The following is a 20,034-nucleotide window of genomic DNA, read 5'->3' on the forward strand; positions in this document are numbered from 1 at the left end:
CAGACCATGTACTGCGGGCTGATCACCCGGCTGGTGACCGTGAACATCAGCACCGCGACGAAGGCCGCGTCCGCCACCGTGGCCGACTCGAACCGAGTCACCCCGACTGGACCAAGTTCAACGGCGCATGGGACATCATGGAGAAGTACATGATCCCCACCCACGCCGACCAGCCCACCAACTCCTTCTACAACGCCTCCAAGCCGGCCACCTACGCGCCCGAGGAGGACACGCCGAACCAGTACCCGACCGCGCTCGACTCGTCCGTGCCCGTCGGCTCGGACCCGCTGGCCGGTGAACTGAAGTCGGCGTACAACACCGACGACGTCTACGGCATGCACTGGATCCAGGACGTCGACAACACCTACGGGTTCGGCAACACCCCGGGCGGCAAGTGCGAGGCCGGCCCGGCCGAGACCGGACCGTCCTACCTCAACACCTTCCAGCGCGGCCCGCAGGAATCGGTGTGGGAGACCGTGCCGCAGCCGACCTGCGACGCCTTCAAGTACGGCGGAACCAACGGGTACTTGGACCTCTTCACCGGGGACAAGTCGTACGCCAAGCAGTGGAAGTACACCACCGCCCCGGACGCCGACGCGCGCGCCGTGCAGGCCGCGTACTGGGCCGACACCTGGGCGAAGCAGCAGGGCAAGGGCAGCGCTGTCTCCGCGACCGTGGGCAAGGCGGCGAAGATGGGCGACTATCTGCGCTACGCCATGTACGACAAGTACTTCAAGAAAATCGGCAACTGCGTCGGCCCGTCCACCTGCGCGGCCGGCACCGGCAAGGACTCCTCGCACTACCTGCTCTCCTGGTACTACGCCTGGGGCGGCTCCGCCGACACCAGTGGAGGCTGGGCCTGGCGCATCGGCTCCAGCTACGCGCACAGCGGCTACCAGAACCCGCTCGCCGCATACGCGTTGAGCGCCGACGCCGACCTGAAGCCCAAGTCGACGACCGGCGCGGCCGACTGGGGGAAGTCACTCCAGCGGCAACTGGAGTTCTACCGCTGGCTCCAGTCGGACGAGGGCGCCATCGCCGGCGGCTCGACCAACAGCTGGGCGGGCCGCTACGCGACCCCGCCGGCCGGGAAGTCGACCTTCTACGGCATGCACTACGACCAGCAGCCCGTGTACCACGACCCGCCGTCCAACCAGTGGTTCGGCTTCCAGGCGTGGTCCATGGAGCGGGTCGCCGAGTACTACCAGCAGACCGGGGACCCACAGGCCAAGGCGGTCCTCGACAAGTGGGTCAAGTGGGCCCTGTCCAAGACGACCATCAACCCGGACGGCACCTACCAGATTCCCTCCACCCTCCAGTGGTCGGGCCAGCCCGACACCTGGAACGCGTCAACTCCCGGCGCCAACAGTGGACTTCACGTCACCGTCGCCGACTACACCAACGACGTCGGGGTGGCGGCCGCGTACGCCAAGACCCTGACGTACTACGGCGCCAAGTCCGGTGACGCGAAGGCGAAGTCGACGGCGAAGGCGCTGCTGGACGGGATGTGGGACAACTACCAGGACAGTCTCGGTATCGCTGTTCCGGAGACCCGCGCCGACTACAGCCGGTTCAACGACCCGGTCTACGTGCCGAGCGGCTGGACCGGCAAGATGCCGAACGGCGAAGCGATCAACTCGTCCTCGACGTTCGCCTCGATCCGGGCCTTCTACAAGAACGACCCGGCCTGGTCGAAGGTCGAGGCCTATCTGAAGGGCGGCGCCGCGCCCGTCTTCACCTACCACCGGTTCTGGGCCCAGGCGGACATCGCCCTGGCCATGGGCTCGTACGCGGAGTTGCTTGAGTAACCCCCCGCCGGCGCTCCGCGTACGGACCCCGTCACCTGACGACGGGGTCACCGGCCGGGCGTCCCCCACCCGCGTAGGGGGCCGCCCGGCCATCCCAAGACAAGTCGGGCCACTCACAAATCGGGAGCGCTCCCAATCCTTGAAGGGAGGCAAACTCCGCCCGCAACTATGCCAGTGGTGAATTCGTGTGCTCATCCCCCTCCGGCCGGTAAGATCGGTGATCTCTTGGGGGAGGTGGTCATGGGCAGGCGACGCCCGGGGACACCGACGCTGGAAGAGGTCGCTGCCCACGCGCGGGTGGGGCGGGGCACGGTCTCCCGCGTCATCAACAACGCGGCGGGCGTGAAGGATTCGACGCGCCGGGCCGTACAGCAGGCCATCGAGGAACTGGGTTACGTGCCCAATCTCGCTGCCCGTTCCCTGGCGGGCCGACGGGCCGACGCCATCGCCCTGGTCATGACGGAACCGGACTGGCGGCAGTTCGCGGAGCCCTTCTTCTCCGAGATCGTCAACTCGCTCGGGAACGCGCTGACCGACACCGGGATGCAGCTCCTGCTGACCCTGGTCCGCTCGGACACCGAGCGGCAGCGCTTCCTCGAGTACGCGCGCGGCGGCCGGGTCGACGGCGTCCTGCTGATGTCCGTGCACGCCGGCGACCCCCTGCCGGACATGCTCGCCGACGCCCGGCTCCCGACCGTGCTGCTCGGGCGCCGCTCCGGAGAGGAGTACGTCAGCTATGTCGACGCGGACAACATCGGCGGTGCCCGCAGTGCCGTCTCCCACCTTGTCCAACGGGGCCGCAGAGTCATCGCCACCATCACGGGGCCGCTCGACCTGTACGCCGCCCAATGCCGGCTGCGCGGCTACGAACAGGCCCTCAAACTCGCGGGCTTGAAGGGCGAGCCGTCCCTTGCCGCCGAGAGCGACTTCACGGCGGACAGCGGGCGCCGCGCCATGGCTCAGCTCCTGGAGCGCCATCCGGACATCGACGGTGTCCTCGCCGCGTCGGACACCACGGCCGCGGGCGCTCTGGAGGCCCTGCGCGCGGCCGGACGCCGGGTACCCGAGGACGTCGCCGTCATCGGCTTCGACGACTTTCCGCTGGCCCAGCAGACCGAACCGCGTCTGACGACGGTACGTCAGCCGATCGAGGAGATCGGGCGGGCCATGATCCGACTGCTCCTGGAGGAGATGGAGGAGGGCGCCGTGGCCTGGCGTCACGTCATCCTCCGTACGGAGCTTGTGGTCCGCGACTCGACCTGACCTCCCTCGCCACATCCGCCGGGGAAAGCACCACGGTTCGGCGAACGGTGTCTCGTCTCCGCGTCCGACCTGCGGCTCCCGGAATCGGTTCAACGGGTTCGCGCTCACAGTCTTGTCATGGACCTGGACCATCCCTACAGTCCTGCCGAGCCAAGGTTTGGGAGCGCTCCCATTCATCTGGTTACGGGAGTACTGCCCCCACTACCCCCCATCCCTCTGAAGAGGATCCGCATGCGTCCTTCAACGCACCATGCCCGCAGCGCGCGTGGCCTGCTCGGCGCGCTGCTCACCTCGCTCGTCTCGCTCGCCGCGCTTCTGACCACGGCGTCGGTGGCACAGGCCGACACCACGATCTGCCAGCCCTTCGGCACGACGACCATCCAGGGTCGCTACGTGGTCCAGAACAACCGCTGGGGCACCAGTGCCGCCCAGTGCATCAACGTGACGGACTCGGGGTTCAGGATCACCCAGGCCGACGGATCCGTCCCCACGAACGGCGCTCCGAAGTCGTATCCGTCGGTCTACAACGGCTGCCACTACACCAACTGTTCGCCGGGTACCAACCTCCCCGCCCAGCTCAGCACCATCTCCACCGCACCTTCGAGCATCTCCTACAGCTACGTGAACGACGCGGTGTACGACGCCGCGTACGACATCTGGCTCGACCCGACGCCACGCACCGACGGCGTCAACAGGACCGAGATCATGATCTGGTTCAACAGGGTCGGATCCATCCAGCCGATCGGCTCCCCCGTCGGCAACGCCAACGTGGGCGGGCGCGACTGGCAGGTGTGGTCGGGCAGCAACGGTTCGAACGACGTGCTGTCGTTCGTTGCACCGTCGGCGCTCTCCAGCTGGTCCTTCGACGTCATGGACTTCGCCCGGCAGGCCGTCTCGCGCGGACTGGCCCAGAACAACTGGTACCTGACGAGTGTTCAGGCCGGGTTCGAGCCCTGGCAGAACGGCACCGGTCTCGCCGTGAACTCGTTCTCCTCCGCCGTGAACACCGGCTCGTCCGGTGGCAACCCGGGCAACCCCGGCGGCTCCACGGCTTGCAAGGTGGCGTACGCGACGAACGTCTGGCAGGGCGGCTTCACCGCCGACGTGACCATCACCAACACCGGCTCCTCCCCCGTCAGCGGCTGGCAGCTCGCGTTCGCCCTCCCCTCCGGGCAGCGGATCACCAATGCCTGGAACGCGAACCTGTCCTCGTCCTCGGGAGCCGTCACGGCGAGCAACGTGAGCCACAACGGCCAGATCGCGGCCGGCGGTCAGGTGTCCTTCGGGTTCCAGGGCACGGCCGACGGAGCCTTTACCAAGCCCTCCGGCTTCAGCCTGAACGGGTCGGCCTGCGCCGCCGTCTGACACACGTTCAGCCGCCAGGGCCCGCCTGTCCGCCACACGGACCGGCGGGCCCTGGAGGCCGTAGGGGAACGGCACACCGACTCAGATCGGACACCCCCATGAGAGAGGGGTGGTTGTACGCACCACTCGGAGGTTAGGGTTTTGGTAAGCGACCGCTTAGCCCTTCGGGAGCAGCGCGGTCGGCGGCGCCGGGAGAGGCAGGGAGTCTGATGGCGGTCATCGACGCATGGATGCAGCACCCCACGCTCCGTCACTCCAACCACGAGATGTTCGAGTCGTTGCGCCGGTGGACGGGAGGAGATCTGCTGGAGGAGCCGTTGCCGGTGAAGGCCACGGTGGCCGCGATGGCCGCGGCGGACGTCGAGATCGGCCTGTCGGCGGCCTGGTACGGACCTCAGGGGACGCTGATCAGCAACGACGAGGTGGCCGAGTTCGTCGCCCAGTCCCAAGGGCGGCTGCGCGGGGTGGCCGGCGCGGACCTCACCCGCCCGGTTCAAGCGGTGCGGGAACTGCGCCGGGCCGTGGAGGAACTCGGCTTCGTGGCCCTGCGGATCGTGCCCTGGCTGTGGCAACTTCCACCCACCGACCGGCTGTACTACCCGCTGTACACCGCCTGCGTCGACCTCGGCATCCCCTTCTGCACGCAGGTCGGGCACACCGGCCCGCTGCGGCCGTCCGAAACCGGCCGCCCCATCCCCTACGTAGACCAAGTCGCGCTGGACTTCCCCGAGTTGACCATCGTCTGCGGGCACATCGGGTATCCGTGGACCACGGAGATGATCGCGGTGGCCGACAAGCATGCCAACGTGTACATCGACACCAGCGCCTACACCACACGCCGTTACCCGCGCGAGCTGGTCGACTACCTGCGCGGCCGGGGGCGCAGGAAGGTGCTGTTCGGCACCAACTACCCCATGATCACCCCGGAGCGGGCGCTGGAGCACCTTGGTGAACTGGGCCTGGACGAGGAGGCCACCGAGCTGTTCCTGTCCGGCAACGCTCGACGGGTCTTCAACCTCTGAGCTCACCGAGTTCTGATTCGCCGGCGTCGCCGCCGGCCAGCCGCTTCTCGGGAAGTACGACGGCAAGCACGGCACCGACGAGGAACAGCGGGACCAGGTAGGCGAAGACCGGTGTCAGGGCGTGTTGGTAGGCCGCAACTACGGCGTCCTGGACCCGAGTTGGCAGTGCATGGACGAGGGCGGGAGTCAGGGACTCCGTGTCGCCGACTGTCGTACGGCCGGTCGAGGACAGCCGGGTGCCGAGTTGGTCGGTCAGCCGGCTGGTGAAGACCGCGCCGACCGCGGCGGTCCCGACCGTCGCGCCGATCTCGCGGAAGAAGTTGTTGGCGGAGGTCGCGGTGCCCACGTCGTCGGCGGGGAAGGCGTTCTGGACGGCCAGGACGAGGGTCTGGGACATGAGGCCGATGCCCACACCCATCAGGAAGAGATAGCCGCAGATCAGGGCGAGAGGGGTATCCACCTCGAGAGTGGAGAGCATCAGGGCTGTGACAGCGATGATGAGCGAACCGGCGATCGGATAGATCTTGTAGCGCCCGGTCCTGCTCATCTGCAGGCCCACCGGCAGGCTGGCGCCCATCAGGCCGACCACCATCGGCAGCAACAGCCAGCCGGACTGCGCGGCGGTGACGCCGTAGACCATCTGCAGATACGTGGGCATGTAGCTGACGACCGCGAACATGCCGACACCGATCACGATCATGCCGATGAGGGTGGCGATGTCGAAGATGGAGCTGCGGAACAAGCGCAGCGGGATGATCGGTTCGGCCACGCGGCTCTGCGAGTAGAAGAACAGGACCCAGGTTCCTACGCCCGCGCCGGCGAGACCGAGGACGAGTGGGTCGTTCCAGGCGTAGTCGGTGCCGCCCCAGTCCGCGACCAGCACGGTGCAGGTGACGGCCGCCGTCATGAGCGTGATGCCGACGTAGTCGATCGTGGCTTTGAGCGCCTTGCGCGGCAGGCGCAGCGCCACGGCACACACGGCGAGTGCGAGCAGGCCGACCGGCAGGTTGATCCAGAAGCACCAACGCCAGCCGATGCTGTCGGTGAACCAACCGCCGAGCAGCGGGCCGACGACGGATGAGAGTCCGAAGATGACGCCGATCGGAGCCATGTACTTCGCGCGCTGGCGAGGCGGTACCAGGTCGGCGACGATCGCCTGTGAGGTGATCATCAGGCCGCCGCCGCCCAGGCCCTGGACGGCCCGGCCGATGATCAGCATCGCCATGTCCTGCGCGGATCCGGCGATCGCGGAACCCGCCAGGAAGAGGATGATTCCACCGAGGTAGAGGTGCCTGCGGCCGAGCAGATCACCGAGGCGTCCGTACACCGGCATCACCACGGTGGCGGCGAGGATGTAGGCCGTGGTCACCCACGCCATGTGTGTCACACCGTGCAGTTCGCCTACGACGGTGGGCAGTGCGGTGCTGACGATGGTCTGGTCGAGCGAGGCGAGCAGCATCACGGCCATCAGGCCGGCGTATATGAGTCCGAACCGGCTCCGACCGTCGAAGGAGTGCCGCTTTTCCTCCGGCGAGCGCGCCACGGAGAGGGAGTCACTCATCGGTTCTCCGGGGTGGGGGAGGCGAACTGGGGTCGGGCCTGATGACTGACAGGGCATCAGGCCGCCGGAGGGTCCTCACGCCGTCATGCCGGCTCGACGGTGTTGTCGGGAAACTTCCCGATCGTCCACGGTGCCGGGAACTTGGGCAGTACCGCCGCCAGAGCGACGGCGACCATCGTCAGGGCGGTGAGCGTCAGGACCGGCACGGTGTAGCTTCCGGTCGCGGTCTGCACCGCGCTGACCAGGAACGGCGACATACCGAGTGACAGGGTGGAGATGGCCAGCGTCAGTCCCTGCAGTTGCGCGAACGAGGCGAGGCCGAAGTACCGCGCGATGAGGTAGGGACCGAGCGACGACTCGGCGCCGGTGGCGAAGCCGAGGAGGATCATCGCGATGAACAGCAGGGGCGCCGAATCGTGGTTCACGAGTGCGATCAGGAGCCCGACCGGCACCGCCGCGAGCATCGGGACGACCACTCGGGGCCGGTCGGTCCGGTCCAGGATCATCCCACCGGCGAGAAGGCCGACGACCGACGCGGCGAACAGTGCGGACAGGGACAGCGAGACCGTCGCCTCGCCGAAGCCGCGCTCGCCGAAGAAGTCGACCGCGTTCTGCCGCACGGTCATCGGGCCGGCCGCCGCGAAGGCGAGGGAGACCGTGATGGATATCCAGATCCGCGTCCGGACCGCCTTGCGCAGCGGGATGCCCGGCAAGCGGGGCAGCTCGACTCCAGGTCCCGTCAAAGGAGGTCCCATCGGCTCCCGCGGCTCCGCCGGCTCCGAGATGAGGAGGACAGCCGTCGGGATCGCCACGAGGGCGATCACCACGCCCACGAGGAGGTAGGTGCCCTTCCACCCGAGACCCGCGCTGCCGCTGATCAGCCACTGGAACACCGGCGAGAGCACGGCGGCGGCCACGCTGGAGGCGATCCCGATGAGGGCGAATCCGACGCCCTTGTGCTGCGGCAGCCAGGTCGAGACGACTTTGAAGACGACAGCCAGGCTTGACATGAAGCCGAACACGGCCGCCAGGATCAGCACGATCGCCAGCAAGGGGACGCTGGACCCGCACAGCGGTATGAGAGCGGTCATCGCGGCGTAGAGGACGGCGGAGGGAATCGCGACCCTGCGTGCGCCCAGTCGATCCACCCAACGGCCCGCGAACGGCAGGACGATCGGGCCGATGAACAGCGGGAGCGAGACGAACAGGAGAATGCCGGCGGCCTTGGCGGTACCCGTGTCGTGGGAGAACGACGGCACGATGAACGTGGTCATCGCGGAGAGTCCGGAGGGACTCACCAGAACAAGGAGCAGACAGCCGGCCAGCGCGGCCTTGGCGCCCGGTGGTGCCTTCCAGAGGTCGGCGAGGTAGGACTTCCAGCCTGCTTCGGACGAAGACGGGACGGTGTCGTCCGTCGGCACGGAAGTGGTCATGGGAAAGCCTCCGTTACGGAAACGCCGCGGCCCCATTGGCGCGGCGAGCTGGTGCAGAGGGCGGCTCAATCGGTCATGGACTGAGGGTGTGACGCGGTGGAACGCGTTGCTTCCGATCGCTGCGGAAGCGGCTCCGGCGATCGGAGGGGCCGACGTCAACTGGCGTTTAGCGTCGGTCTGTTGAGTCCGATCGCGCACCGATCCCGGTGCACGATCGACTCCGACTACGGGACCGGCGGAGACACCGCCGCTTTGTTCATGCGGGGCGCGGCACCGGGCCCGGGACGTTGCCGTTGGCCGCGTGCGGGGGCAGCTTTCCGGGAGGCGGCGAGCCCAGGGCGGCTATCACCGGGAGCGGCTCCAGCCCGAAGATGTCCCGACCGTTGATCTCCGCCATCGGGTCGATCCGGAACGCGCCGTGGGTCGCCAGCACATGTACGTCCCGGACGAAACGCTGGATCGGGTTGGCCAGGCCGACGGTCGAGGAACCAAGTGCCAGTTGCAGCCCGTCGATCACCTGGAGACAGGCGTGGATCTGATGGACGAGGTCCATCGTGATCTCCGGTTCGTCCCACGGGTGGAAGTCCTCGCCCGCCAGCGCGCGCCGGTCGATCTCGTCCGCCTGCCGCTCGATGACCGCAGCGGCGGTGTTGATGACGGCCCTCGCCTTGCCGGCCACGACCTGCGTCGAGGCCATGTCGGCCATGGTCGGATACGGCAGGTTGAACGGCGGCCGCTTGGCGGCCTGTTCGACGAAGGCTCGCAGTGCGCCCTCGGTCATGCCAAGGGCGAGCGCTGCGAAGGCCGTCGTGGTGGCGACCATGGTTCCGGTCGCGGAGTGCATGAATCCGAGCCCCTGGTACTTGCCGCGCAGGGCGTCCATGCGGGCGGGCATGTCCATGGTGTGGATGACCCGGTACTCAGGGACGAACACCTCCTCGTCGGCCCGCACACTGTTGCTCGACGTGGCGCTCATGCCCATCACCTGCCAGTCGTCGACGACCGTGTACTGGTCCTGCGAGAGCAGGCCCATCGCACGACGCCGTTCTCCGGTCGTGGGGTCGTCGTACTCGAACCCGACCGAGCCCCACTTCGCGATCTTGCAGCCGCTGCCGAACGCCCACTTGCCCTTCACCATCCAGCCGCCCTCGACCTTGCGGCCGTCGCCGACCTTCGGGGCGAAAACGGTGGCGCCGAACAGGAGTGGTCCCCGCCAGGTGTCGATGTCGGCGAAGACCTCGTCCTTCACACGCTCGTCGAGTGCGAGCGCGCTGCGGGACGCGCTGGAGACGATCACCGTCCAGCCGGCCGACCCGTCGACGCGTCCGAGTTCACGCACGACCTCCGTGGTGTCGCGAGCACCTAGTGCGAACCCGCCCAACTCCACCGGGATGGTGATGCGGAAGACGCCGATCTCGTGCAGCACCGAGACCGTCTCGGGTGCGAGCGTGCCCAGCAACTCGCCCTCGCGGGCACGTTCGGCGAGGCCGGGAGCCGCAGCGCGCACCGCGTCGCGCATGTGCCGTCCCTCCTCGCTGATATGGGGCGACTCGGGGAACCTGCTCACTTTGGGCAACGTCATGGTCATCTCAGTTCTCTTTCTTCATCCTTGGGCATCGCCGACGCGTTCATCGCTGCGCACGTTGGCGACTGATCGCGATGCGGGGCGGGAACACCTCGGCCCGGCTGCGTCCAAGACGGGTGGAGGGAGGGTCTTCGAGATCGGCAGCGGGAGCTGCGGCGACAGTCGGCGACTGGACCGAACTCGCCCCTCAGGTCCCCGGCAGCGGCGCGGCCATCTTGCGGAAGGCACTCCAGTGCTCGGCGAGCTTGCCGTCGCGCACGCGGAACACCGTCACGATGTACCAGTCGTAGGTCTTCCCGGGGCTCTCCGGGTCCGGCGTCGGCTGTTTCATCATCACGCAGGCCAGTTCGCCGTCCAGGACCACGCTCACCACCGGCGGCGGAGTGCCGGCGCCGGTCGGGACGTGGCGGAAGTGCTCGATGATGTTGTCCCGGCCGTTGCCGGGGGCGTTCGGGTCGTGCTGGACATAGTCCTCGACGATGTAACGCTTCATCACGTCTTCGACGTTCTCCTGCACGGTGCCGTCGCGCACCATGCGCGCGAGGTCCGCCTCGAAGTCGACCAACAGACGCTTGACGGCGGTCCGTTCGGGAGTGTCCGCCTGGGCGACGGCCGCCTTGTAGTCCTCGCGGTCGAGCCAGGTCTCGTACAGCTCGGGATCGTTGATGTGCGCGACGCCGTCGATAATGCTGAAGTCGTTCATGCGCGGATGGGCTCCTTGTCTCGGGACGGGTCTGTCGAGGCGCGGCGCTCGGGGACGGCGCCGCCGATCATGGCGAAGGGGGCCAGGCCCAGGAGCCGGCGTCCGTTCTGCTCCGCCAGCGGGTCGATGCGGATCGCGCCGTGCGAGGTGAGCACGCGGGCGTCGCGGACGAACCGCTGGATCGGGTTGGACAGGCTCACCGTGGACGAGCCGATCGTCTTCTGCAGGAGGTTGATCGCGTCCTCGCACAGGTTCGCCGCGTAGGCGATGGAGAGGCTCATCTCGGACTCCTCCGGCGGGGTGAAGTCGAGTCCCTCCGCGGTCCGCGCGTCGATCTGGTCGGCCGCGCCCTCGATCGTCGCGGCGGCGACGTTGATCATCGCGAGTGCCTTGCCCGCCGCGACCTGGGCGGACGCCATGTCGCCGATCGTGGGGTAGGGCAGGGTGAAGGGCTTGCGCTTGTTCGCCTGCTCGGTGAAGCAGTCGAGCGCGCCCCGCGCCATGCCCAGGGTGATCGCGAGGTTCGCGAGCGTCGCGCAGAGCAGCAGCGCCAGGCCTCGCTGCCCGTAGCCGAAGCCCGTGTAGCGGTCGTGCAACTGCTGCAGTCGTAGCGGGAATTCACCGAGGTCGATGAAGCGGTGCGCCGGGACGAACACCTCGTCCTGCACGCGCAGGCTGTTGCTGGCCGATCCCGACAGACCCATGACGTCCCAGTCGTCGAGGATCTCGTACTGCTCCCTGCGGAGTGCGACCATGCCGCGTCCGCTGCCCCCTCCGGCTTCGGCGGGGTCGTACTCGATGCCGACCAGCGCCCAGCTCGCGTGCTTGCAGCAGCTGCCGAACGCCCACTTGCCCTGCACCATCCATCCGCCGTCGACGGCACGGGCAGAGCCGACCTTGGTCGCGAAGACGGACGCGCCCACGATGGCCGGCCCGACCCAGTCCGCCGTCTCGGCGCGCACCTCGCCGACCACCTGCGCATCCATGGCGAGCACGTTCTTCACGCCCACGCCGACGAACCCGGCCCACCCGGCGGAGCCGTCGCCCTCGCTCAGGGCGGCGATCACCTCGACCAGGTCCCGTGCGCCGAGCCCGTACCCGCCCCACTCGACGGGCATGGACATGCGAAAGACACCGGCGTCATTGATCGCTTCGAGCACCTCGGGGGTGAGCGCCGCGATCTTCTCTCCCTCGCGGGCCTGGGAGCGGATCAGCGGGATGAGCCCGCGCACGCGGTCACGGATCCGGCGGCCCTCGTCGGAGATCCACGGAGAGACCACGGGTGAGGCGGGCACCGGGGGTGGCAACGGCGGCAGTTGGCCGTCAAAAGCGGGCGGTGGTGGGGGTGTTGCAGTCATCGAAGCACCATGATTTCTCTTACATGCACTGAACAGTCCAGTGCATTCTGTAGACATGAAGATGGATAGTTCGGGAAAAACAGAGCGCGAGGTCGCCCGGAGGTGTCGGCTCAACCCAGCGGAGGGTGCGGGGCGTTGACGCCGCGCTGCGGCACCGCGGCGCCGACCATGGGGAACGGTTCGAGTCCGAGGATGCGTCGGCCGTTCTGCTCGGCGAGCGGATCGACGCGGATCGCCCCGTGCGAGGTGACCACACGCGCGTCGCGGACGAAGCGCTGGATCGGGTTGGACAGCGAGACGGTCGAGGAACCGAGCGTCTTCTGGAGGAGGTTGATGGCGTCCTCGCAGAGGTTGGCCGCGTACGCGAGCGCGAGGCTGATCTCCGACTCCTCGTCGTCGCCGAATTCGAGACCGGCGTCCGTGCGAGCGTCGACCTGGTCCGCGTAGCGTTCGATCGTCGAGCCGGCCAGGACGATCATCGCCTGCGCGCGCCCGACGGCCACCTGCGCCGAAGCCATCTCGGCGACGCTCGGATAGGGCAGGGTGAACGGCTTGCGCCTGATCGCCTCCTCGGTGAAACAGGACACTGCGCCGCGCGCCATGCCCAGCGTGATCGCGGTACTGCTGAGCGCCACCGTCATCAGGAGCGCTCGGCCACTCTGCCGGAAGGCGGCGCCACTGTAGTGGTGTCGGATCCGGTCGAGCCTCGGCGGGAACTCGGCGAGGTCGAGGAAGCGGTGGTCGGGGACGAAGATGTCCTCGACAACTCGCAGGCTGTTGCTGGACGTTCCGGAGAGCCCCATGACGTGCCAGTCGTCGAGGATCTCGAACTGCTCCCGCTCCAGCACCACGACACCGCGACCGGTACCGCCGGCTTCCGCGGGGTCGAAGGCCACTCCCACCAGCGCCCAGCGGGCATGCTTGCAGCCGCTGCCGAAGGCCCAGCGACCGTTGACCATCCAACCGCCGTCGACCTTGCGGGCGTTGCCGACCGTGGTCGCGAACACGGAGGCGCCGACGAGTGCCGGCCCCACCCAGCCCTCGATGTCCTTGCGGATCTCCTCGACCACCTGCGGTTGCAGGGCGAGGAAGTTGCGCAGTCCGACGCCGACGAAGGCACTCCAGGCGGCCGAGCCGTCTGCTTCACCCAAGGCAGCGACGACCTCGACGATGTCGCGGGCGCCCAACGCGCTGCCGCCCCACTCGACGGGCATCGTCATGCGGTAGACGCCCACCTCGTCCAGTGCCTGAAGCACGTCGGGGGTCAACGCCCCGATGCGCTCCCCCTCACGCGCCTGCGACCGGATGAGAGGGACGAGGTCCCGGACCCAGCCGCGCAGCTCACGTCCGGCGTCGGTCAACCACGGCGACTCGACGGCCCTGACCTCCGGGGCGATGTGCTTGGACATCGGATCTCCTCATTGAGATTCAGCGAGAACAACGAACTCATCAGTAGGGGTGGGTGAGTTGGCAGCCGCCCCGCTCAGGCGGCGACGGCCGACCTGTCGCTGTCGTCGAGCCGCCGAAAGCGACTTCCGTGGAAGACCAGGGGCTCGGCCGACGGCAGCGTCCACAGGCGATCTATCTCCAGCAGGGCGATGGTGTGGTCGCCCGCCGGGAGTTCGGCGCGGAGCGTGCAGGTGTACCAGGTGACCGCCCCGGGAAGGACCACCGCTCCTTCTCCGGTCGTCTCCCAGTGCACGTCGGCGAAGCGGCTCTCCTCCGCTCCTGCCAGCGCGCGGCACACCTCGCCCTGCTGCTCGCCCAGGACACTCAGGCCCAGCCATGGCAGTTGCCTGAGCTTGGGCCAGGTGCGGGACGAGGTCTGCATGCAGACCGAGACGAGGGGCGGGGCCAGCGATACGGAAGTGAAAGAGCTGACCGCCATTCCGACAGGGCGGTCGTCCACCATTCCGCACACCGCGATCACCCCGCTCGGGAAACGGCCGAACGCTTCTCGCAGGGCCTGCGCGTCCGTCGGTGCCACGGGGGTGGGCTGCGGCTCGAGACCGAAGCCCGCCCCCGTGGGCTCATGGGACCTGGGCTCATTGATCGACATGGTCATCACGTTCTTTCTTCCTGTGGGGCGGTCGGCTCAGCCCACTTGGGGCACGCCGCCCGCGAACATGGGAAACGGTGCGAGTCCAAGGAGTTGGCGGCCGCTGAGCTCGGCCAACGGGTCGAAGCGGATCGCGCCGTGAGTGGCCAGCACGCGCACGTCCCTCGCGAAGCGCTGGATCGGGTTCTTGAGGCTCACCGTGGAGGAACCGATGGCCAGTTGGAGCTTGTCGATGGCGTCCGCGCACAGCCGCACCGCGTAGACGAGGTCCATCGTGATCTCGGACTCCTCGGCGCCCGTGAACTCGATCCCGGCCAGGGCACGGCGGTCCACCTCGTCGGCGTGGCCGAGGATGGTCGCCTCCGCGGCGTTGATCATCGCCCGGGCCGTGCCGGCCGCCACCTGGGTCGACGGCATGTCCGCCACGGTGGGGTAAGGCAGGTTGAACGGTTTGCGGACCTTCGCCTGCTCGACGAAGCAGTCCAGGGTGCCGCGGGCCATGCCGAGCGCGACGGCCACGTTGCTGAGGCAGGTGATCAGCATGAGCGCGCGCGTGTCGTTGCGGAACCCGAGGCCGGCGTAGCGCTCCCGCACGCTGTCCATGACCGCGGGGAAGTCGGCCAGGTCGACGAAGCGGTGGTCGGGGACGAACGCCGCCTCCTCGGCGGTGATGCTGTTGCTGGAAGTGGCCTTCAGGCCCATGACCTTCCAGTCGTCCAGGATCGTGTACTGCTCGCGGCTCAGCAGGGCCATCCCCCGGTGCGGGCGGCCTTCCGCGTCCTCGTAGGTCACGCCCACGGCCGCCCAGGCCGCGTGCTTGCACCCGCTGCCGAACGCCCACTTCCCGGAGACCAGCCAACCGCCGTCCGCACGACGTGCCGATCCCACGCTCGTGGAGAACACCGATGCACCGACGACCAGCGGCCCTATCCAGGTGTCGATCTCCTTGAAGACCTCGTCGACGGTCTGCTGGGGGAAGCCGAGGACATTGCGGATGCCGCCGGCCACGAAGACCGTCCAGGCGGCGGATCCATCGCCTTCGCCCAGCGCCGTGATGATCTCCACGGTGTCTCGCGCCCCGAGGGCGAAGCCACCCAGTTCGCCAGGAAGGGCGATCTTGAAGACACCCGCTTCGTGTATCGCTCTGAGCGTCTCAGGAGGCAGGGCGCCGAGCTGCTCTCCTTCCTGCGCTTCCTCCCGCAACAGAGGGGTGAGGGCGCGCGTCCGGTCCCGGATCTGCCGCCCGCGGTCACTGAGGCGGGGAGAGGAGCGCCGCTCGGTCGACGCGGTGACGTCGGCTCCGGAAGGGGTGGGAGAGGGTGGCTTGCTCATGGAGCGCCTTCCTTTCAGACTGAACTGCACCGTTCAGTTCAGTTGAACCGTACGGTAGGGTTCAGTGAAAGGTCAAGTGATGAGATGCGTACCGGTTCCCACCAGGGCCGGGATTCAGCGAGGAGTGAGATGGCTGAGCGGGAGCACCCCCAGCGCGCAGGCTCGAGCGGGCGAAGCAAGCGGGCACCCATTCTCGACGCGGCCGTCGAGCTGTTCCTCGAACTCGGTTTCGATCAAACCTCGATGGACGCCGTGGCGGCGAAGGCCGGCGTCTCGAAGACGACCGTCTACGCCCACTTCGGCGACAAGCTGGAGCTGTTCCGTGCGGTGATCGCCCGCGGAGGAGCCTCTCTCGACTTCGACCTGGACCAGACGATGCTCGCCTCCGTCGACGATCCGCAGGAGAGGCTGGCACGCATCGTCCTGAAGCTCCTCCAGGCCACGACCGCCCCGACCTATCTGGCCTTCATTCGCGTCCTGACCGTCGAAGCGGGCCGCCGCCCAGAGCTGACGGAGGCGATTCGGTCCCTCGGTGTGCCCCATGTGGTCGACCTGGTGGCTGTGGCTCTGCGCGATGACGCACGGCAGCGCGGCTACACCCTGCCCGACCCGGAGGCGTACGCAGGACTGTTCGTGCGCATGACGGCGGCGGGACCACAGATGGACGCGCTGCTGGATCCGGAGGCAGACCGCAACCCGGCCCACTTCGAGGCGTACGCCCGATGGACGACCGCCGTCTTCCTGCGGGGCCTGCGCGCCGGTGACCTTCCGAACGCCCCCGACTCCGCGATGAGCCAGGTCTTCCCCCGACTGTCGCGGGCGACCTCCTGACCTGCGCCGTGGCGTGGTGGGCGAATCCCTCCGCGCCACGGCGGCCTTGAGCATCTCCGGCGCGTACCCGACCACCCCACACTCCGGCCTCCGCACTCCCCCACGGGCCGGCGATGGCAAATCACCTCATGCAAGCCTCTTGACCGATGAACTGGACTGAACCGTACAGTTCATCAATCGGAGTGCCCCTCAGCACTCGGCGCCTCAGCGAGCCACTGGCAGCACGAGACCGCCCCGCCCGCTCAGCCGGCGGCCGCCATCTCCTTGCTTGAGGAAGGACGATGATGTCCCCATCCCCGCCCCACCCTGAATTCGCTCTGCCCGGTCAGCCGGGTGCCCCTTCCCCCGTCCCCCTGCGGGAGTCCTTGTCCGCATTGCGCGGCTACCCCGCACCGGCGTGGAAAGCAGCGATCGCCTGCGTGCTCGCCATGGTGCTGAGTCCCCCAGCCCTGGTCACGACCGTCACGTTCCTCATCGCCCCGGTCGCAAGGGACTTCAACTGGTCCCCCTCGGAAACCCTCAGCATCTTCAACATTCCCACCGTTGCCGCCCCCTTCGTACTCCCCCTGGCCGGCCGTCTGGTCGACCGCTGGGGCGCCCGGGCGGTCGCCGTTCCGGGTACCGCCCTCTACGCGATCGCGACGGCCGCGGTGGCGCTCGTGGGCGCGAACGGCGTCGTGCTGACGGTGCTCCTGCTCGTGAGCACGGCCCTGGGCTACACCTCCATTCTCGGCGTGGTGTACAAGGTCGTCTCGGAGTGGTTCCCCCACCACCGCGGGCTGGGCTATTCCCTGCTCATAGGCGCGACCTCCAGCCTCGCCGGCGCCGCGCTGTCACCTCTCAGCCAACTGTCCATCGACCACCTCGGGTGGAGGACGACCTACCTGCTGATCGGCGGAGCCATCCTGCTGATCGCCTTCCCGGCCCAGTACTTCCTGATGTACGAGCCCGCGTCGGCAGCGCTGGACCGTAAGAACGTCGTACCGCGGAAGGCAAAGCGCCTGCCCGCACACCAGGAACTGCCCGGCCTCCCCCTGGGCCGGGCGCTCAAGAGCCGGGCCTGGTGGTACATGGTGCTGGTCCTGACCGTGGCGGCGGGCGTGGCGATGAGTGTGCGTCTGAACGCCGTGTCCCTCTTCGGCGGGCGGGGCTACTCCCCTACGGAGGTGTCGCTGTCGGTGTCGGTCATGCTGGTGGCCTCCCTCGCCGGGCAGATCCTCGCGGGCGTGGTCCTCGACCGGTCGCGCACACCTCGTGCCTTCGTTCCGTTCATGGTGTGCCTGGTGCTGGGTACGGTCATGGTCTTCGCCGCCACGGGCGACATGTGGGCCCTGTTCCTCACCATGGCTTTGCTCGGTGTCGTGACCGGCGCGGAGTCCACGACCGGACCGTTCCTCGTCGGGTGCTACTTCGGTATGCGGGCCTTCGCCCAGATCCAGGGCATCACGCTGGGCATCGTCAGTCTGGTCGGCATCGGACTCTTCCCCGTGCTGGCACAGGGAGCCGCGGACAGCACGGGCGGCTACACGGCGACGCTCATCGCGCTCACCGCCGGAAGCCTGATCGTCCTCGCCCTGTCGCTCTTCCTGCCCCGCTATCCGAGCCCCGCCAAGAGCCCGGACACCGACGAGCCTGAACCCCGTCACGTCGATGACCGCACGGCCAACTTGTGACGGTCACCCGTTCGGTAGGGCCACGGCTCCTCAGCAGCCCGTACTCGACTCGGGTGCTGTGTTGGCCCCGGAGACGACGACCGTGGCCCCGTCCGGGAAGTGTCCGGGGTGAGTGAGCAGCGCGGCGAGGGCTGTGGCTCCGCCGGGTTCGGCCACGATGCGCAACCGCTGCCAGAGGAGTGCTCGGGCGGCGGCGACATCCTCGTCGGCGACGGTGAGGGTCTTTGCACCGAGCGAGAGGCCGACGGCTGTGGCTATGCGGCCCGCCCGGCGGGCACCCAAGCTGTCCAGTGCGATCCCGCCGACTTCCACGTCCACGGGTCTCCCTGCCTCCAGCGCCGAGGTGAGCGAGGGCGCTGACGACGGTTCGGCCGCGATCACGCGGTTACGTCCGTCCAGCGCCAGGGCGACCCCGGCGTACAGACCTCCCCCACCGCACCCGACCAGCACCGGCTGTCCCTCGGGTATCTGCTCGGCGAGCTCCAGGCCGAGCGTGCCCTGCCCTGCCACGGTCTGCGGGTCGTCGTAGGCGTCGATGTGGAAGGCGCCCTCGTGCCGGGCATGGTCGTGGCTGGCCGCCAGTGCGTCGGCGTAGAAGCCTTCGACGCGGCACAGGCGTGCACCGAAAGACTCGATGGCGTCGGTCTTGGCCTTGGGCGAGAAGTCGGGCACGAACACGGTGGCGGGCAGGCCCGCTTCGCGCGCCGCCCAGGCCACGGCCGCCCCGTGGTTGCCTCCCGACGCGCAGCAGACGCCGGCGGTCGGGGCGCCGCATTCCGCGGCGCCCAGGAGGGCTAGAGCGTTCGATGCGCCACGGACTTTGAAGGAGCCGGTGTGCTGGAGGAACTCCAACTTCAGAGTGACGGGGACGGGTACGTCCAGGTCCCCGGCCGCCACCTGTATCACCGGTGTGCGTCGCACTATGTCGCGGATCCGTCCGGCTGCAGACGCGATGTCGTTCAGGGAGGGGATGTTGACGGGTTGGGCACTCATGGGCGGTGGTTGGTGTGTACGGCGCGGCGGACCGTGGTGTCCACCTGCAGACGGAAGATGTCGGGCCGCGCGTAGTGGCCGACGGGGTCGAAGTCGTAGCGAGCGCGTGGGATCAGTGCCATGTCGAGGTCCGCGGTGAGCAAGGCCTCTTGATCCAGGACAGGCCCGGCCAGCACCTCGCCCAGCGGGCCGATGATGCTGCTGCCGCCCCGGGAGACGAGGTACTCCGGGTCGTCGCCGTACGGCGTGGGGTGGTCCAAGGGGAAGTCCCTCGTGCGCAGGCACTGGTTCGCCGTCAGTACGAAGCATCTGCCTTCCTGCGCGATATGGCGCATGGTCGCATGGTGACTCTCCCTGCTGTCCGCCGTCGGCGCGCAGTACAGCTCAATGCCCTGCGCATACATGGCCATTCGCGTCGCGGGCATGAGGTTCTCCCAGCAGATCACGGCGCCGAGCCGGCCGAGCTTCGTAGGGTGCACGTCGAGGGTCGAGCCGTCGCCGAACCCCCAGATCATCCGCTCGGCGCCGGTGGGCATGAGCTTGCGCCGCTTTCCGAGAAGAGTTCCGGTGTCGGAGAAGAACAGGACCGTGCAGTAGAGCGTGCCGAATTCCCGTTCGACGACGCCGATCACCAGGTGCACGCCGGCTTCGGCCGCCAGTTCGCCCAGGCGGTCGGTGACAGGGCCGGGCACCTCCACGGCGCCGTTCCAGTACCGGGCGAACTCCTCTCGCCCGGCAGTGGTCCGGTCGCCCACCACTCCCCCGAACGTCGATCCCTTGGGGTACCCGCCGATGAACGCCTCAGGGAACACCACGAGATCCAGGTTCCGCTCGGCCGCCTCGGACAGCCACCGTTCCACCACACGCAAGGTGGCCACCGGATCGAACGGAACCGGGGCAGCCTGCACCACGCCTGCCCGAACGACGCCCGCCTGGCCGGCACCTGCGTCCGGGCCGTTGTCAGTGCTGTTGTCACTGGTCATGCCTATACGCTGCGCCGCTTCGACCCTGAAGCCAAGGGCGAGGTTCTTCAGCATTCCTGAAGCAT

General features: G+C 68.3%; 15 protein-coding genes and 1 pseudogene. 6 read left to right on the top strand and 10 right to left on the bottom strand.

The genetic code is table 11. The annotated features are described in order from the left end of the window. Positions 1-104: 104 nt before the first annotated feature. The 4 genes and pseudogenes from ACWDR3_RS20455 to ACWDR3_RS20470 form a co-directional block, all read left to right on the top strand. A pseudogene (locus ACWDR3_RS20455) lies at positions 105-1,808 on the top strand (glycoside hydrolase family 48 protein); the annotation flags it as partial. A 240-nt stretch (positions 1,809-2,048) separates the two neighbouring features. Next, a complete protein-coding gene (locus ACWDR3_RS20460; RefSeq protein WP_450353909.1) occupies positions 2,049-3,071 on the top strand; it encodes a LacI family DNA-binding transcriptional regulator in 1,023 nt (340 codons plus the stop codon). Between the two features lie 231 nt (positions 3,072-3,302). Further along, the gene (locus tag ACWDR3_RS20465; protein ID WP_450353910.1) at positions 3,303-4,436 is read left to right on the top strand and encodes a GH12 family glycosyl hydrolase domain-containing protein; all 1,134 of its coding nucleotides are present in this window, start codon (positions 3,303-3,305) and stop codon (positions 4,434-4,436) included. A 209-nt stretch (positions 4,437-4,645) separates the two neighbouring features. Beyond that, the gene (locus ACWDR3_RS20470; RefSeq protein WP_450353911.1) at positions 4,646-5,458 is read left to right on the top strand and encodes an amidohydrolase family protein; all 813 of its coding nucleotides are present in this window, start codon (positions 4,646-4,648) and stop codon (positions 5,456-5,458) included. On the opposite strand, the gene ACWDR3_RS20475 is transcribed toward ACWDR3_RS20470, so the two are convergent. From ACWDR3_RS20475 to ACWDR3_RS20510, 8 genes are all read right to left on the bottom strand, one after another. Next, positions 5,448-7,019 (bottom strand): MDR family MFS transporter, encoded by a 1,572-nt coding sequence (locus ACWDR3_RS20475; protein ID WP_450353912.1) that lies wholly within the window; start codon positions 7,017-7,019, stop codon positions 5,448-5,450. The genes ACWDR3_RS20470 and ACWDR3_RS20475 overlap by 11 nt on opposite strands. Positions 7,020-7,102: 83 nt before the next feature. Then, on the bottom strand, positions 7,103-8,452 hold the full coding sequence (locus ACWDR3_RS20480) for an MFS transporter (protein ID WP_450353913.1): 1,350 nt from the start codon (positions 8,450-8,452) through the stop codon (positions 7,103-7,105). A gap of 256 nt (positions 8,453-8,708) precedes the next feature. Continuing rightward, a complete protein-coding gene (locus ACWDR3_RS20485; RefSeq protein ID WP_450353914.1) occupies positions 8,709-10,040 on the bottom strand; it encodes an acyl-CoA dehydrogenase family protein in 1,332 nt (443 codons plus the stop codon). A gap of 184 nt (positions 10,041-10,224) precedes the next feature. Then, a complete protein-coding gene (locus ACWDR3_RS20490; protein WP_450353915.1) occupies positions 10,225-10,740 on the bottom strand; it encodes a nuclear transport factor 2 family protein in 516 nt (171 codons plus the stop codon). Continuing rightward, positions 10,737-12,098, bottom strand: coding sequence for an acyl-CoA dehydrogenase family protein (locus tag ACWDR3_RS20495; protein WP_450353916.1), 1,362 nt, complete (start codon positions 12,096-12,098; stop codon positions 10,737-10,739). The genes ACWDR3_RS20490 and ACWDR3_RS20495 overlap by 4 nt, the downstream gene beginning before the upstream one ends. A gap of 110 nt (positions 12,099-12,208) precedes the next feature. Further along, positions 12,209-13,507, bottom strand: a complete 1,299-nt coding sequence (locus tag ACWDR3_RS20500) for an acyl-CoA dehydrogenase family protein (protein WP_450353917.1) — start codon at positions 13,505-13,507, stop codon at positions 12,209-12,211. 74 nt (positions 13,508-13,581) lie between these two features. After that, a complete protein-coding gene (locus ACWDR3_RS20505; protein WP_450353918.1) occupies positions 13,582-14,157 on the bottom strand; it encodes a flavin reductase family protein in 576 nt (191 codons plus the stop codon). A 36-nt stretch (positions 14,158-14,193) separates the two neighbouring features. Then, positions 14,194-15,489 carry an acyl-CoA dehydrogenase family protein gene (locus ACWDR3_RS20510; RefSeq protein WP_450353920.1) on the bottom strand — a complete coding sequence of 432 codons (1,296 nt, stop codon included), beginning with the start codon at positions 15,487-15,489 and terminating at the stop codon, positions 14,194-14,196. Between the two features lie 129 nt (positions 15,490-15,618). Between ACWDR3_RS20510 and ACWDR3_RS20515 the strand changes: the two genes are divergently transcribed. Both ACWDR3_RS20515 and ACWDR3_RS20520 read left to right on the top strand, forming a co-directional pair. Continuing rightward, positions 15,619-16,320 carry a TetR/AcrR family transcriptional regulator gene (locus ACWDR3_RS20515; protein WP_450353921.1) on the top strand — a complete coding sequence of 234 codons (702 nt, stop codon included), beginning with the start codon at positions 15,619-15,621 and terminating at the stop codon, positions 16,318-16,320. 365 nt (positions 16,321-16,685) lie between these two features. After that, positions 16,686-17,993 carry an MFS transporter gene (locus ACWDR3_RS20520; RefSeq protein WP_450353922.1) on the top strand — a complete coding sequence of 436 codons (1,308 nt, stop codon included), beginning with the start codon at positions 16,686-16,688 and terminating at the stop codon, positions 17,991-17,993. Between the two features lie 30 nt (positions 17,994-18,023). Here the strand turns inward: ACWDR3_RS20520 and ACWDR3_RS20525 are convergent, their stop codons facing one another. Then, the gene (locus ACWDR3_RS20525) at positions 18,024-18,986 is read right to left on the bottom strand and encodes a serine/threonine dehydratase (RefSeq protein ID WP_450353923.1); all 963 of its coding nucleotides are present in this window, start codon (positions 18,984-18,986) and stop codon (positions 18,024-18,026) included. After that, complete coding sequence (locus tag ACWDR3_RS20530; RefSeq protein WP_450353924.1) at positions 18,983-20,023, bottom strand: carbon-nitrogen hydrolase family protein; 1,041 nt, start codon at positions 20,021-20,023, stop codon at positions 18,983-18,985. Before ACWDR3_RS20530 ends, ACWDR3_RS20525 begins: the two co-directional genes overlap by 4 nt. Between the last annotated feature and the right edge of the window lie 11 nt (positions 20,024-20,034).

It is taken from the genome of Streptomyces sp. NPDC001002 (genome assembly GCF_053599215.1).

What these genes read in the sequence shown, in the direction of transcription:
- ACWDR3_RS20460 (WP_450353909.1), top strand. Translation starts at nt 2,049, where the DNA reads ATGGGCAGGCGACGCCCGGGGACACCGACGCTGGAAGAGGTCGCTGCC.
- ACWDR3_RS20465 (WP_450353910.1), top strand. Translation starts at nt 3,303, where the DNA reads ATGCGTCCTTCAACGCACCATGCCCGCAGCGCGCGTGGCCTGCTCGGC.
- ACWDR3_RS20470 (WP_450353911.1), top strand. Translation starts at nt 4,646, where the DNA reads ATGGCGGTCATCGACGCATGGATGCAGCACCCCACGCTCCGTCACTCC.
- ACWDR3_RS20475 (WP_450353912.1), bottom strand. Translation starts at nt 7,019, where the DNA reads ATGAGTGACTCCCTCTCCGTGGCGCGCTCGCCGGAGGAAAAGCGGCAC.
- ACWDR3_RS20480 (WP_450353913.1), bottom strand. Translation starts at nt 8,452, where the DNA reads ATGACCACTTCCGTGCCGACGGACGACACCGTCCCGTCTTCGTCCGAA.
- ACWDR3_RS20485 (WP_450353914.1), bottom strand. Translation starts at nt 10,040, where the DNA reads ATGACCATGACGTTGCCCAAAGTGAGCAGGTTCCCCGAGTCGCCCCAT.
- ACWDR3_RS20490 (WP_450353915.1), bottom strand. Translation starts at nt 10,740, where the DNA reads ATGAACGACTTCAGCATTATCGACGGCGTCGCGCACATCAACGATCCC.
- ACWDR3_RS20495 (WP_450353916.1), bottom strand. Translation starts at nt 12,098, where the DNA reads ATGACTGCAACACCCCCACCACCGCCCGCTTTTGACGGCCAACTGCCG.
- ACWDR3_RS20500 (WP_450353917.1), bottom strand. Translation starts at nt 13,507, where the DNA reads ATGTCCAAGCACATCGCCCCGGAGGTCAGGGCCGTCGAGTCGCCGTGG.
- ACWDR3_RS20505 (WP_450353918.1), bottom strand. Translation starts at nt 14,157, where the DNA reads ATGTCGATCAATGAGCCCAGGTCCCATGAGCCCACGGGGGCGGGCTTC.
- ACWDR3_RS20510 (WP_450353920.1), bottom strand. Translation starts at nt 15,489, where the DNA reads ATGAGCAAGCCACCCTCTCCCACCCCTTCCGGAGCCGACGTCACCGCG.
- ACWDR3_RS20515 (WP_450353921.1), top strand. Translation starts at nt 15,619, where the DNA reads ATGGCTGAGCGGGAGCACCCCCAGCGCGCAGGCTCGAGCGGGCGAAGC.
- ACWDR3_RS20525 (WP_450353923.1), bottom strand. Translation starts at nt 18,986, where the DNA reads ATGAGTGCCCAACCCGTCAACATCCCCTCCCTGAACGACATCGCGTCT.
- ACWDR3_RS20530 (WP_450353924.1), bottom strand. Translation starts at nt 20,023, where the DNA reads ATGCTGAAGAACCTCGCCCTTGGCTTCAGGGTCGAAGCGGCGCAGCGT.